Here is a 14,706-nt window from a genome sequence, read left to right on the forward strand (position 1 = left end):
TATAACTGATGAGTAAATCTGTAGCTAAAATATTAAGTGTCTTATTTTTGCTTACCCTGTTTATTGCTTGTACATCTAATACAGAAAGTGAGAATAAAACAACGAATAAAAAAGAAATATCAAACCCTTTACCCTCGTGGAACGAGGTAACTTCAAAACAAAACATCATCAGATTTGTAGAAGATGTTACCAACGAAAGCAGCCCCAATTTCATTGAAATAGAAGACCGAATCGCCACCTTCGATAACGATGGAAACCTATGGGCCGAACAACCTTATTATTTCCAATTACGATTTGCCTTGGATATGATTCAGAAAATGGCTCCAGAGCATCCTGAGTGGAAAGACGATGAGGTATTCCAAGCAGCCATCAATAATGATATTGAAGCTGTTCTTCATTCTGGTGAAGAAGGCCTGATTAAAATAGTAATGACTTCACATGCCAATAATAGTGCAGAAGATTTTCAAGCAGATGTAACAGAGTGGATAAATACAGCCAAACATCCAAAAACAGGAAAACTCTATAAAGAAATGGTTTATCAACCCATGTTAGAAGTATTGGATTATTTAAGAGACCACGATTTCAAACTGTTTATTGTAAGTGGTGGTGGAATTGACTTTATGAGAGCTTTTGCCGACCAAGTTTACAATATCCCAAAAGATCAGATTGTTGGAAGTACCATAGAAACCGATTTTGTGATTGGAGAAAATGGCCCACAAATCATTCGCTTACCAGAGCTCAATTTCAACGACGACAAAAAAGGAAAACCTATCGCTATCAACCGTCATATTGGTAGAATTCCAGTTTTTGCTTCGGGTAACTCAGATGGCGATTTACAAATGATGCAATATACCGATTCGGGAAAAGGCAAAAAATTTATGCTATATCTGCACCATACCGATGCCGAAAGAGAATGGGCTTATGATAGAGATTCCCATATTGGTCGTTTAGACAAAGGCTTAGATGAAGCTGCCGAAAAAGGCTGGACGGTGATTGATATGAAAAAAGATTGGAAAGTGATTTATCCATTTGAACTGGATAATGATAAATAATTTGATTTTCTTACCATAATGAATCGTATAAGTTAAAAAAAGCTAGGTATAGGAAGGTACTGTATAAATGAAAGATTATTTGCCATCCTTACTAAAAATGCTAAATAACTGAAACTCCATCCATCATTTGCTTTTCTCCCTAAAATTCAGCATATTTGTTGTGCTTCCAGAATTGAAATTATGAACACAATAAGCTTAACTACGATCCTCCGTTATCATGGGGAAATCAACGGCCCCATCATTAGTGAATTATTAGATGATTTAGATTTTAAATGCATCAATCTCGATGTGCCTGACACCAAGAGAAAGAAAATTTTTAATATTGCGGTGGAGATGTTTCAAAACCTCTACCACTACACTCGTGATTTAATCACGGAAGGGATAGAAGAAGAAGTAATAAGAGCCGTATTTTTGGCTTTTGAAATGGATGAGGACTATTATTATCTAAAGACCCAAAATCTCATTATCAGTAAAGATGAAGAAAAGCTCAAGCATAAGATTGACAAAGTAAATAATATGAACAATCAGGAGATCAGATCCTATTATCGACAAGTTTTGAATAATGAGGAATTTTCAGACAAAGGAGGAGCAGGATTAGGCTTTATAGACATGAAAAAGAGATCGGGAGAATATCTATCTTATGAGATATCAAAAGTAAATGAGAGTTTAAAGAAATATACTTTAATTGTAAAAGTGAAAAAATAATGAAACATTTAAAAATTGAAGGAACCAAGCAAAGTCCATTTGTAGACTTTAATGCGGAAAATGGGAAATTAGAACTTAGAGGCAGAAGTATTCCTGAAAACTCTTTTGAGTTTTACAATCCCTTGCTAGAATGGTTAATGGAATATGCCAAAAACCCAAAAGAGAAGACTGTATTAAAAGTATATCTAGAATATTTCAACACCTCTTCTTCAAAATATATTTTGGAGGTACTCAAAAAGCTGAAAGACGTTATAAAAGCTGAGGGAGAAGTCCAAGTAGACTGGTGTTACGATGCAGATGATGAGGAAATGATGGAAACTGGAGAAGACTACGAGGATGTTACTGGATTGAAGTTTGAATATCACGAGATAGAAGAAGATTAAAAGAGGAATGGCCAAAAGACAACGCAAGGAGAATATCTTTCAGAAGGAGAAGGCATATATAACAGAGGCTACTGAATTTCTGGAAACCGAAGACGCTCAATCCATCGATAAACTTCGTGAGGGATATGAATCTATCACAGAGAATTATGCTGAGTTGCTTGATCAAATCACTCTGATCACTCGTATTAGCGACCGACTACAAAAAAAACTAGACCAAACCAACGATAAACTAGCCACACTAAACGACCAACTCAACGATAAAAATGTAGAACTTCAAAATACCATTGACGATTTGGTAAAAGCCCGAGTGGGAAGGAAAGCGACAACCATTGTATTTGTTTTTGCCTTGATACTTTTTGTTTTTTCTGAAGCCTTAATTGAACCTTATATCGATTCTTATGCCGATAATATTTACATCAGTTTAGCCATTAAAGCCATTATTGCCATGTCGATAAAACCACTAGAAATGTTGGTGGAAAACAGCATGATGAAATCAGCCAGAAAGCAAAGTTTAAAGCAAAGGGAGTTGAAAAAGTTAAGTGAAACTCATAAAGATTAGGACTTTAAATTATAATTTTCAATGGTCCTTTGACCATCTCATTATTCTCACTAATTTTGTAGATTATTTTTTATTAAACAATGTGGTATTATATTACCTATTTTTACCTTTTCAAAACAAGAGCCCATGGAAGCTAAAACAGTAAAACTTTATGATAAAGAGTTTAAAATCTCTATCCCAGCGAATGAAATAGATCAGTCAATTTCTAATGTTGCTGATAAAATCAATGTAGATTACGAAGGTAAAAACCCTTTATTTATCATCGTTTTAAACGGTGCTTTTATGTTTGCATCTGACTTATTGAAAAAAATTCACATTGACTGCGAAATCACTTTTGTAAAACTGTCATCCTATGTAGGTACCAAAAGTTCACATGTGGTAAGAGAAGTTATAGGCTTAGATAAATCTTTAGCCGGTCGCAATGTAATCGTTGTAGAAGACATCATCGACACAGGAATTACCATGCATGACACTCTTCCTAAGCTTAAACAAATGGAAGCTGCCGATGTAAAAATCGCCACGCTACTCTTCAAACCAAATGCTTTCCAAAAAGATTTTCCTATAGATTATATCGGTATGGAAATTCCTAATGACTTCATCGTTGGCTATGGCTTAGATTATGATGGTCTTGGAAGAAACCTCGCTGATATCTATAAAATCATTGACTAAAACAAAAAACCTCATCTATGTTAAACATTGCACTATTTGGCCCTCCAGGAGCTGGTAAAGGAACACAATCTAAACTACTTTTAGAAAAGTATAACCTGACTTATATTTCAACTGGTGATATTCTACGTCGAGAAATTGCCGCGGGGAGTATTTTGGGTATGAAAGCTAAAGACATTATCGAGAAAGGGGGATTAGCTTCCGATGAGATCATTGTGCAAATTATTGAAGAAAGAATTACTAAAGATGAAAATTCTGATGGAATTCTTTTTGATGGTTTCCCTAGAACCACAGTTCAGGCCTATATCTTAGATGGATTATTATTAAGATTAAATACTTCTCTTTCTGCCATGCTCAGTTTAGAGGTCCCCATGGACGAACTCATAGAAAGAATGATGGAAAGAGCCAAAACCTCTGGCAGAAAAGATGATACCTTAGATGTGATCAAATTCCGAATGGAGGAATATGAAAATAAAACTAAACCTGTTGCCGATTTTTATAAAGCAAAAGGTTTATACCACCCCATTAATGGAACAGGAACCATTGAACACATTTTCAACAAGTTAACAGACACTATCACCACTACTTTGAAGAAGAAATTAATAAATGTGGTATTATATGGTCCTCCGGGTTCTGGAAAAGGAACTCAAGCTGAAAAAATCGCCGAAAAATACAACCTAGTTTATATTTCTACAGGACAATTACTTCGTAAAGAAATGAGAGAAAAAACAGAAATAGGTAAATCGGTAACTCATTTCATGCAAAAAGGAGAAATTGTACCAGATGAAATTGCTATTTCTTTAATAGAAAGTAAAATCAGAAGACACCCAGAAGCTAATGGATTTATTTTCAAAGGTTTTCCTAGAACTATTGTTCAGGCCTATATCCTCGATGGCTTATTATTAAAACTGAATCAATCAGTTTCTGTTGCCATTGGAATCGAGGTCTCAACACTTGAGTGTTTTAAAAGACTTTCCAATAGAGGCAAAACTGATGACAAACGTCCTTATGATGAAAATATGGAGCTCATAATCAACCGTCTAGATGAATTCTTTACCAGAACTCAAATTGTTGGTGATTACTATAAGAAACATAATAAATTTACAACTATAAATGGCCATGGTTCAGAGGAAGAAATATTTGAACGCTTGGTAGAAAAAATAGATAATACATTAACAACCAGGAGGTAATTCTTGAATCAAAATTTTGTAGATCATATAAAAATATTTTGCCGTTCTGGTAAAGGTGGAGCTGGTTCTGTTCATTTCCGTAGGGAAAAATACATCGCTTTTGGTGGTCCCGATGGTGGAGATGGAGGCAAAGGAGCCGATATTGTTGTTGTAGGCAACAGAAACCTTTGGACCCTACTCCACCTTCGATATACCCGACATATCCGCGCAGAGGATGGTCAATCGGGGAGCGGCAACCGCAGCTTTGGAGCAGATGGAGCAGACTCCGTTATTGAACTCCCATTAGGAACAGTATGCCGAGATGCAGAAACTGGCGAAGTAATTTGCGAAGTTGTAGAAGACCAAGAAAGTCATGTCCTTTTACCTGGAGGTAGAGGTGGTTTAGGAAACGACCACTTCAAAACACCTACCAATCAAACTCCTGAATACGCACAGCCAGGTGAGCCTGCTCAAGAACGAGATGTTCTTTTTGAGCTGAAGGTTTTAGCCGATGTAGGACTAGTTGGATTTCCGAATGCCGGAAAAAGCACCCTCCTCTCTTCCATATCTGCAGCTAAGCCCAAAATTGCTGACTATCCATTTACAACCATGACACCAAACTTAGGTATTGTTCCTTATCGCGATCATCGCTCTTTTGTGATGGCAGATATACCAGGGATTATTGAAGGAGCTCATGATGGTAAAGGCCTTGGAATTAGGTTTTTAAGACATATTGAAAGAAACTCCATCCTCTTGTTTTTGGTTCCAGGAACTACTGAAGATGTGAGAAAAGAATACGAAATCTTAGTCAATGAATTGAGGATGTATAATCCAGAATTATTAGACAAGGAAAGGTTTTTAATCGTTACCAAATCAGATCTACTAGATGAGGAGTTGGAGAGTATGTTGAGTGAGGATTTAAAAGATATTCCGCATATGTATATTTCTGCCGTTGCTCAAATTGGGCTGGACAAGCTAAAAGATGAGCTTTGGAAATTGATGATGAAGGATTATCATAAATAGTTTCTTCACCACGGAGGCAAGGAGACACGGAGGTTCACTAAGAATTTAACAAAACTATTGTGAAATTTGAATCTCTTTGTTTTATACACCACAGATAAAAATTGAACAAAGACTCATAGAGGTTTCATATTTAAAATGACAGAAGAAGAACATAATCGGATTTCAAAAAATAATACTAGATGCTGCTCTAACAGTTCATAAAGAGATGGGACCTGGATTATTAGAATCTGTTTATGAATATTGCTTAATTGATGAATTAAGATCTCGTGGTTTAAAAGCAGAACAACAAATATTACTGCCTCTATTTTATAAAGAAAAAAAATTAACCAAAGATTTCAGGATAGACATTCTAGTTAATGATGAGATAATAATTGAAATAAAAGCAGTAGAAATCCTATTACCTATACATAAAGCACAAATTATTTCTTATTTAAAACTCGCTGACAAATGGTTAGGTCTACTAATCAATTTCAATGTCCCACTTTTGAAAGATGGATACAAAAGATTTGTAAATGGTTATATTGATAAATAAAGATTCTTTTGTGTTTCTCTGTGCCTTAGTGTCTAAGTGTCTAAGTGGTAAAATTAAAAATGCACATCATGAGGAAATAGACTATTTTTGCATTTTTAAACAAGCATAAAACTGATAGATAATTAAATGGAATTTCTAGTCAATTTAGATCAATCATTATTTCTATTTTTGAATGGACTACATGCCACTTGGCTCGATCCTGTCATGTGGTGGCTGAGTGATAAGCTCATCTGGGTTCCTTTATATATTTTTATTCTTTACCTCCTCATTAAAAAATACCAATGGAGGAGCGTAGGAATCTTGCTAAGTATAGCCTTATTAATTGCGGCTAGTGATCAAGTTTCTGTTTGGTTTAAATATGGCTTTGAGCGATTCCGCCCAACACACACCGAAGGATTGAAAGAACAAATTCATACTCTCAATGGATATTTTGGCGGTGCTTATGGCTTTGTTTCTTCTCATGCCTCCAACAGCTTTGCCTTAGCCGCCATGACTTCATTTTTCTTGGCTCCCCATTATAAAAACTACAGATGCTATGCTTTTACTTGGGCAGCAATGGTGAGTTATAGCCGAATTTATTTGGGAGTGCATTTTCCGGGAGATATTATTGGCGGAGCTCTTCTAGGAATTTTATTGGCTTATTTAATTTATCGCTTTTACCTTTACTTTGGCACAAAATGCCCTAATAATTATTGCTAATGGGACACTTAGAACAAAAATATAATATTGATGTGGTTTTTGAGGACAATCACCTCATCGTCATCAATAAGAAACCGGGACAAATTGCCCAAGGCGACAAAACGGGTGACGAACCTTTAAATGAGATTTTAAAGGCTTACCTCAAGGAGAAATATGATAAACCAGGAAATGTATACCTGGGACTCGTTCATCGCTTAGATCGCCCTACTAGCGGAGGCTTGGTGTTTGGGAAAACAGACAAAGCCAGTAGTCGCCTCAGCAAAATGTTTCAAACCAGAGAAGTAAAAAAAACCTATTGGGCTGTAGTCGATCATCGACCTCCTCTAACAGAAGATACCCTAGAGCATTACCTCATCAAGAATCAAGAGAAGAATAAATCTGCCGTTGCAAAACCCAGCAATAAAAATGGTAAAAAGGCCATTCTTCATTATAAATACCTTTCGTCTATTGACAAATATCATTTGCTGGAAATTACTCTAGAAACAGGTCGCCATCATCAAATCAGGGCACAATTGGCTAAAATTGGATGTCATATTAAAGGCGATGTAAAGTATGGTTTTAAAAGAGGGAATCAAGACCAATCCATTCATCTTCATGCTCGATATATGGAATTTATACATCCGGTAAAAAAGGAGAATATGAGGTTTGAATTTGCCTTACCAGAAGATGTAGTTTGGAAAGCTTTTCTGTAAAAAATAAACCAAAAAAAGCCTCATCTTAAATTGATGAGGCTTTCTATATCAAAATATTTTGATTTATTTCTCTTTATTCACTCCAGCTAAGTCTTCTAGCATTTCTGTAGTAATAGATTTTGGCCTTTCTAGAGGATAGCTTAAAGCTCTGTCCCAAATTACATTTGAAAGTACTCCAAATGCACGTCCAATTCCAAATAACACAGTATAGAAATCGAATTCTGTAATACCATAATACCATTGAATGATGCCCGATTGCGCATCAACATTAGGCCAAGGGTTCTTCGCTTTACCTTGCTCTTGCAAGATTGGAGGAACTACTTTATAAAGCATATCAGTATATTTGAACAATTCATAATCTGAAAGATTTTTCTGACAGAATTCTCTTTGAATCGTATATCTTGGATCAGTCTTACGCAATACCGCATGACCAAAACCTGGTATGACTTGACCACTGTTTAGGGTATCCCAAACAAACTGCTTCATTTCATCTTCAGTTGGTAGCTCACCACCCATTTTTTCTTTTAGATCTTGTAACCACCTTAGTACCTCTTGGTTTGCCAATCCATGTAATGGACCTGCTAAACCATTAATCATTCCAGAAGTAGCATAATAAACATCCGATAACGAACTAGCCACTAAATGGCCTGTATGTGCACTAACATTACCACTCTCATGGTCAGCATGAACAATAAAATACATTCTGGCTACATCATCATAAGGCTTAGCAATGCCCATCATATGAGCGAAATTAGCACCAAAATCTAAATTCGGATTAGATTGAATTCTTACTCCATCTTTGTATTGCTTAGAATAAATATAAGCTGCAATCTCAGGAAGCTTAGCTAATAAATTCATAGCATCCTCATAAGTAGAATCCCAGTAATCCTGCTTATTCATGCCTGCATGATATTTTCTATTAAAGAAAGACTCACGCTGCATGGTCATAATAGCCGAAGAGAATATAGCCATGGGATGAGAACAGCAAGGATAAGCATCTATGACCTCATAAACATACCTCGGAAGAATTCTACGATTACTGAAATCGTTAATCACATCAGCTACTTGGCTTTCTGTTGGTACTTCTCCAGTAAGTAATAAAAAGAATAGTCCCTCAACATAAGGCATACTTGCACCTTTAGCTTTAGGTAGCTTTTCAAATACTTCGGGCAATGTAAATCCACGATATCTAATTCCTTCATTAGGATCCAGGTAAGAAATATCGGTTACCAAACTTTTGATTCCCCTCATTCCACCTAATATCTGAGAAACAGTAACATCCGCCACTTTTACATCGCCATAATTATTCAATAAGTTGGCAACTCGTGGTCTGTGCTCTTGTATTTTCTGATAGAGTATGTTTTTTAATTCACTCATTATTATAGGTTTTTTAGATGTTTATATAATTCGTTTTTGTTATAGGTATCCTTCTTTATTTAAAACACCTTCAAAAATAGTGTTTTATTTCCTAATTTCATAGGGCCTAAAAAATAGCAGAGTAAAATGAGACCTTTGCAAACTACCCTTTTACAAAGGTCTCAGATCATTTAAATATTATCGATGATAGAATTCAATGTAGCACTTGGACGCATTGCTTTTTCGCAAAGCTCAGGATTTGGTAGATAATATCCATCAATCTCCACTGCTTTTCCTTGTACTTCTAACAATTCTTTTGTTATCTGATCTTGTTTTACATTCAGTTCCTTTGCTATAGTCTCAAACTTAGCCTTCATTTCGGCATCCTCATTTTGAGCAGCTAATGCTTCGGCCCAATACATGGCTAAATAAAAATGGCTTCCTCTATTATCTATCTCATTTACTTTTCTTGATGGTGATTTATCAAGGTCTAGAATTTTAGCCACAGCCTGATCCAGAGCTTTTCCTAATACAAGCGCCTTGGGGTTTTCACTTTTCACACCAAGATCTTCTAAAGAAACGGTAAGAGCTAAAAACTCTCCCAATGAATCCCAACGTAAATGACCTTCTTCTAGAAATTGTTGAACATGTTTAGGTGCAGATCCTCCAGCTCCAGTTTCAAACAAACCGCCATTGGCTAATAATGGAACGATAGAAAGCATTTTTGCAGAAGTCCCTAATTCTAGGATAGGGAAAAGGTCTGTTAAATAGTCTCTAAATATATTTCCCGTTACTGAAATAGTATCTAATCCTTGTTTAGTACGAGCTAAAGTATACTTCATAGCTTCTACAGGTGCCATGATTTTAATTTCCAAACCACTCAAATCATGATCTTTCAAATAAAGATTCACCTTTTTAATCAATTCTGCATCGTGGGCTCTGTTTTTATCTAACCAAAATATGGCTGGATTACCTGTAGCTTTTGCTCTATTTACTCCAAGCTTTACCCAATCTCTAATAGGTAAATCCTTCGCTTGGCTAGCTCTCCAAATATCACCACATTCTACTGTGTGTTCCATAATAGACTCGCCTTTAGAGTTCACTACACGAATAACACCATTTGCTTGTGCTTTAAAAGTTTTATCATGAGAACCATATTCCTCTGCTTTTTGAGCCATTAATCCCACATTGGACACATTTCCCATTGTCGCAGGATCAAAAGCACCATTTTCTCTACAGAAATCTATGGATTCTTGGTACCATTTTGAATAAGAACGATCTGGAATCATGGCTTTGGTATCATGAAGCTGACCATCTGCTCCCCACATTTTTCCAGAATCACGAACCACATTGGGCATGGAAGCATCAATAATGACATCGTTACTGGCATGCAAATTGGTAATTCCTTTATCAGAATCTACCATAGCAAGCTTAGCTCTATGATTATAAGTATCAGCAATAGCGGCTTCTATTTCTTCTTTTTGCGCAACTGGGAGTTTTTGGAGTCTTTGATAAAGATCACCTAATCCTAAATCGGCATTCACCCCTAATTTCGCAAATATTTCGGCATATTTAGCAAAAACATCTTTAAAATAAACCGATACAAAATGACCGAACATGATAGGATCTGACACCTTCATCATGGTGGCTTTCAAATGAACAGAGAAAAGTAAATCTCTTTTCTTAGCATCCTCTAATTCCTCCTCTATATAGCTACGTAATGCTTTAACACTCATATAGGAAGAATCCATAACCTCACCTTGCAACAAAGCTAGCTTATCTTTAAGCACAGTTACATGACCATCTTCACCAACAAATTCAATTTTTACATCATCAGCCTGAGCCATAGTAACTGATTGTTCGTTACCAAAGAAATCACCACCTTTCATAGTTGCTACTTCTGCTTTTGAATCTTTAGACCATGTTCCTAATTTTTTAGGATGCTTTTGAGCAAATTCTTTTACTGATGGAGCGACTCTACGGTCGGAGTTCCCTTGCCTCAAAACTGGGTTCACGGCTGAGCCTAAAACTTTAGCATATCGAGATAACACATCTTTATCTGTGTCATTTATTATTTCCTCTGGATAATTAGGTAGTTTGTAGCCTTTTTCTTGAAGCTCATTAATGGCGGCCTTTAATTGTGGAATGGAAGCACTTATATTAGGTAACTTAATGATATTGGCTTCTGGCTGTTTTACCAATTCGCCTAGCAAAGCTAAATCGTCATTCTGACATTGCTCTTCAGTTAAGTAATCTGAAAAATGAGACAACACCCTGCCTGCAAGAGAGATATCACATGTTTCCATATTAATTCCCGCTTGGTTTGTAAATGCATTCACTATAGGCAATAAAGAATAAGTTGCCAATGCCGGTGCTTCATCTGTATGTGTATAGATGATTTTTGATTGATTGTTCTTCATCTTAAAATTGTTTGTCAATTTGGTTGATATTAGACTTGTTTAAATATGTGTGTTTTTTTGCATTTGTATGAAATACAAAGAACTTCTTTTTTGTGCTCGCAAAAGTGATAGTATTCTTTGAAATATCCAATCCGTAGAAACATGAAAAAGGCGAAAAGATGTCTATGTATTTTACCCGCTCAAAGGTACAAAGGATTTATGATGCAAGCATAATAAATATGTGTTTTTTTGTCTATTTTAACGCTATTAATGCGCTTCAAAACCGAAGTTCTCTTTCTGAGAAAAAAAATAATCTAAAGAAAATTGAAAATATTTTGAAAAAACTATTGCAAGATCCAAATTTATTATATCTTTGCACTCGCAAAACAACGATGGCGTCGTAGCTCAGTTGGTAGAGCAGAGGACTGAAAATCCTTGTGTCACTGGTTCAATTCCAGTCGATGCCACAAAAGCCCGAAATATTTCGGGCTTTTTTTATGCCCAATAGTTAAAATTTGAGAGGTTTGATATCCTCATAGATTCCTCATCTCGATAATTAGTATTTTTGCAAAAAATAAAAGAATGAATATTGCAGCATTGGTTTCTGGAGGAGTGGATAGCTCCGTTACAGTTCATTTATTGAAAGAAATGGGCTACGATCCTACTATTTTCTATATCAAGATAGGATTAGAAGACGAACCTGGTTATGTATGCCCCAAGGAGGAGGATATTGAAATTACTTCCTATATCGCAAAAAAATACGGTTGCAATATGGAAATTATTGACTTGCAAAAAGAGTATTACGAAACCGTGGTAAAGTACACCTTGGATACCGTGAAGGAAGGGTTTACACCTAATCCTGACATCATGTGCAATCTTTTAATCAAGTTTGGTGCTTTTAATGATAAAATGGGACATGAATTTGATAAAATCTCAACTGGCCATTATGCCGGTATTGAAACTAGAGATGGTGAGCAATTTCTTCATACCGCTGTTGACAAGCATAAAGATCAAACTTATTTCTTGGGCCGTATCACCAAGGCTCAATTGCAAAAAGCCATGTTTCCCTTGCAAGACATTCCTAAGCCTAAGGTTAGAGAAATAGCCCATGCTATTCACCTTCCCTCTGCTGGCCGCCCAGATAGCCAAGGAATTTGTTTCTTAGGCAAAATCAACTATAACGATTTTATTAGGCAATATGTAGGCGAAAACCCTGGAGATATTGTAGAGCTGGAAACGGGTAAAATCTGGGGAAAACATAAAGGACTTTGGTTTCATACCATTGGCCAACGCAAAGGTCTTGGATTAAGTCAAGGCCCATGGTTTGTGGTTAAGAAAGATATGGCGAGTAACATCCTCTATATATCGCATGGTTACGATCCCATTGCCCAGTATGGCAGCGAAATTAAACTTGGTGATTTCAAATTCATCAACGAACGCCCAGATCAAAATTATAATTTTTCCAAAGATGTGAAATTTAAAATCCGTCACAGCCCAGAATTCCTTTCAGGGAAGATGAGGATAGATCATAATCATATGATTATTGATGCCAATGAGAAGATTGCCGGGATTGCCCCAGGTCAATTTGGCGTGGTATACGATGAGTCAGAATCTATATGCCTAGGTGCTGGAGTTATCGATAACGAATTCTAAAAAAATAAATGCATAAAAAAAGGAGCTTTTGTGCTCCTTTTTTTATGTCCTAAGGTATCTGATATATATTTGCTTCATTCCTATAGCCAGGTTCATTCACAAACCAATCAGGATAACTAACACCACCACTTTGAGCCCAAGTGGTAAACATCAAATAACCAGTGTTAATTCTAGCTTTTTCATTCATATAATCAAAGCCATCTGGAATATTAATAGCCCATGGTAAATTGTTTTCAGTAAGGAAATATCTAGCGATACCAGCATTACTATCATCATCATATACTCCAAATAAATTACTATCAAATAAATCTGTTGGTTCATAACCTGCTAAATGAACTTCATATCCTCTATCTTGCTTCATCACGATAAAAGGATTGAAGTTTCCAATATCTAAATCATTAAAAGAAACAGAATTAGCAACAAAAGTGATATTTATGGTAACACTAACAGGCTCAACATAATCAGAACCAGGAGTAGTATTTACACCAATTCCAGAACCGGGATGACTCATGATATCAAAAGCATCGTCATAAACAATAAAAGTTGCTTTTGTTTGAGCAGCTTCAATACCATTAGAAGCCATATTAAAAATAGTACTTGGCTTGAAAACAGAACCAGTAACTGATAATACATCACTTGGGACAATGCTTGGGAACTGAAACCCAAACGCATTATGGAAAGAAGCTCCAAAAGCTTTCACTGTAAATACTGCTTCAATATCAGTAACGTAATTATTATCGCCTTTATGAATTTCGTAATTATACTCAACTACTAAATCATTAAAATCGTAATCCCCTTTTGCTGGATAAAGATCTTCATAAATCACCGTACCTGAAAATGATTCCTGCTCTTCTTCTTCAACTTCACAAAGAGGACCACCATTATCAGACTCACCGGCAACGATTAAAAAATCACCAAAGGTCATTCCTGCTAAAATCGTTATAGAGCAACTCGTATGAATTTCGACATTTTCTTCACCATTCACATATATTTTAATTTTAGCACCCATCTTATTATGATTATTAGCACCAACAAAACCAAAATCCCCACTTACATTATCTTCAAATATCACGAAATTATGATTTCCACCTTTCTTTTGAGTCACTTTAATCAATGGACTAGATTCAGAACCCAAATATTGAAGTGTCAACTGTGTAATTTGACCATCACATTCTCCACAAACATCATTGCTTGAATTTGCACTCTTGTCCATATTATTAAAGTCATGGTACAATGTATTTCCTTGTATATCCACAAATGATTCAGTCATACCATTGCTCACCTTTAGAACTTCCAAATAAGCTGGAACAGTAATCTTTGTATTCAATGCTTTCTGAGTAGTATCAGATGGATAGCCTTTAAAATATAATTTACTACCATCTACTGAAGTAATTTTAGTTCTAGCCAAACCAGCACTTTCAGGAAGAAGCAATTGAACCTCTAATGTCTTAGTTGTTTTCCAATCGAAATCAATAGGAATATTCAACTCTTCAAGAGTTGTTTCCGATGTTATAATGGGATCCTCATTTGTTGTGGACAACTCTTTTGTACAAGAAGTAAAAAGAACTGCAATAAACAGAATTAATAAACTATACTTTTTCATCATTATTCTAGGTTTAATTGTTGAGCTTACATTCTAACTACATATTCTATGCCGAATTTTGCTTAATACTGATTATCTACTACTTAACAAGACCGTTGCATGGTAATTAACAAAATAAATCACCTTATATAATTGTATATCAGATAAATAAGTTGTATTTTTATGGTATGAAAATACGTAAGGAACCTACATTAGCAGATAGTATTTGTGATTTA

Annotated in this window: 14 protein-coding genes and 1 tRNA gene; 12 read left to right on the forward strand and 3 right to left on the reverse strand. The window is 35.6% G+C overall.

Going from position 1 to position 14,706, the window contains the following annotated elements; genetic code table 11:
• Window positions 1–8: 8 nt before the first annotated feature.
• From HNS40_RS01680 to HNS40_RS01725, 10 genes are all read left to right on the forward strand, one after another.
• A complete protein-coding gene (locus tag HNS40_RS01680) occupies window positions 9–1,052 on the forward strand; it encodes an HAD family phosphatase (protein ID WP_172276652.1) in 1,044 nt (347 codons plus the stop codon).
• Window positions 1,053–1,232: 180 nt separating this feature from the next.
• Complete coding sequence (locus HNS40_RS01685) at window positions 1,233–1,757, forward strand: SiaB family protein kinase (protein ID WP_172276655.1); 525 nt, start codon at window positions 1,233–1,235, stop codon at window positions 1,755–1,757.
• Entirely contained in the window at window positions 1,757–2,140 is a 384-nt protein-coding gene (locus tag HNS40_RS01690; RefSeq protein WP_172276658.1) for a DUF1987 domain-containing protein, read from the forward strand. The genes HNS40_RS01685 and HNS40_RS01690 overlap by 1 nt, the downstream gene beginning before the upstream one ends.
• A gap of 7 nt (window positions 2,141–2,147) precedes the next feature.
• Window positions 2,148–2,699, forward strand: coding sequence for a hypothetical protein (locus HNS40_RS01695; protein ID WP_172276661.1), 552 nt, complete (start codon window positions 2,148–2,150; stop codon window positions 2,697–2,699).
• Window positions 2,700–2,825: 126 nt separating this feature from the next.
• A complete protein-coding gene (hpt, locus tag HNS40_RS01700; RefSeq protein ID WP_172276664.1) occupies window positions 2,826–3,368 on the forward strand; it encodes a hypoxanthine phosphoribosyltransferase in 543 nt (180 codons plus the stop codon).
• 17 nt (window positions 3,369–3,385) lie between these two features.
• The gene (locus HNS40_RS01705) at window positions 3,386–4,555 is read left to right on the forward strand and encodes an adenylate kinase (protein ID WP_172276666.1); all 1,170 of its coding nucleotides are present in this window, start codon (window positions 3,386–3,388) and stop codon (window positions 4,553–4,555) included.
• 3 nt (window positions 4,556–4,558) lie between these two features.
• Entirely contained in the window at window positions 4,559–5,557 is a 999-nt protein-coding gene (gene obgE / locus HNS40_RS01710) for a GTPase ObgE (RefSeq protein WP_172276668.1), read from the forward strand.
• Window positions 5,558–5,762: 205 nt separating this feature from the next.
• Window positions 5,763–6,089 carry a GxxExxY protein gene (locus tag HNS40_RS01715; RefSeq protein ID WP_172276670.1) on the forward strand — a complete coding sequence of 109 codons (327 nt, stop codon included), beginning with the start codon at window positions 5,763–5,765 and terminating at the stop codon, window positions 6,087–6,089.
• Between the two features lie 126 nt (window positions 6,090–6,215).
• Complete coding sequence (locus HNS40_RS01720; RefSeq protein ID WP_172276672.1) at window positions 6,216–6,788, forward strand: phosphatase PAP2 family protein; 573 nt, start codon at window positions 6,216–6,218, stop codon at window positions 6,786–6,788.
• Window positions 6,789–6,814: 26 nt separating this feature from the next.
• Entirely contained in the window at window positions 6,815–7,480 is a 666-nt protein-coding gene (locus tag HNS40_RS01725) for an RluA family pseudouridine synthase (protein WP_371742899.1), read from the forward strand.
• 63 nt (window positions 7,481–7,543) lie between these two features.
• On the opposite strand, the gene HNS40_RS01730 is transcribed toward HNS40_RS01725, so the two are convergent.
• Both HNS40_RS01730 and HNS40_RS01735 read right to left on the reverse strand, forming a co-directional pair.
• Window positions 7,544–8,857 (reverse strand): citrate (Si)-synthase, encoded by a 1,314-nt coding sequence (locus HNS40_RS01730; RefSeq protein ID WP_172276676.1) that lies wholly within the window; start codon window positions 8,855–8,857, stop codon window positions 7,544–7,546.
• Window positions 8,858–9,027: 170 nt separating this feature from the next.
• A complete protein-coding gene (locus HNS40_RS01735; protein WP_172276678.1) occupies window positions 9,028–11,256 on the reverse strand; it encodes an NADP-dependent isocitrate dehydrogenase in 2,229 nt (742 codons plus the stop codon).
• 373 nt (window positions 11,257–11,629) lie between these two features.
• Between HNS40_RS01735 and HNS40_RS01740 the strand changes: the two genes are divergently transcribed.
• Both HNS40_RS01740 and mnmA read left to right on the forward strand, forming a co-directional pair.
• Window positions 11,630–11,702: transfer RNA gene (locus HNS40_RS01740), tRNA-Phe, on the forward strand.
• Window positions 11,703–11,817: 115 nt separating this feature from the next.
• Window positions 11,818–12,888 carry a tRNA 2-thiouridine(34) synthase MnmA gene (mnmA, locus tag HNS40_RS01745; RefSeq protein ID WP_172276680.1) on the forward strand — a complete coding sequence of 357 codons (1,071 nt, stop codon included), beginning with the start codon at window positions 11,818–11,820 and terminating at the stop codon, window positions 12,886–12,888.
• A gap of 49 nt (window positions 12,889–12,937) precedes the next feature.
• Here the strand turns inward: mnmA and HNS40_RS01750 are convergent, their stop codons facing one another.
• Window positions 12,938–14,494, reverse strand: a complete 1,557-nt coding sequence (locus tag HNS40_RS01750) for an LruC domain-containing protein (protein ID WP_172276682.1) — start codon at window positions 14,492–14,494, stop codon at window positions 12,938–12,940.
• Window positions 14,495–14,706: the final 212 nt, after the last annotated feature.

The sequence above is a fragment of the Lentimicrobium sp. S6 genome, assembly GCF_013166635.1.
GTDB lineage: Bacteria > Bacteroidota > Bacteroidia > Bacteroidales > UBA12170 > UBA12170.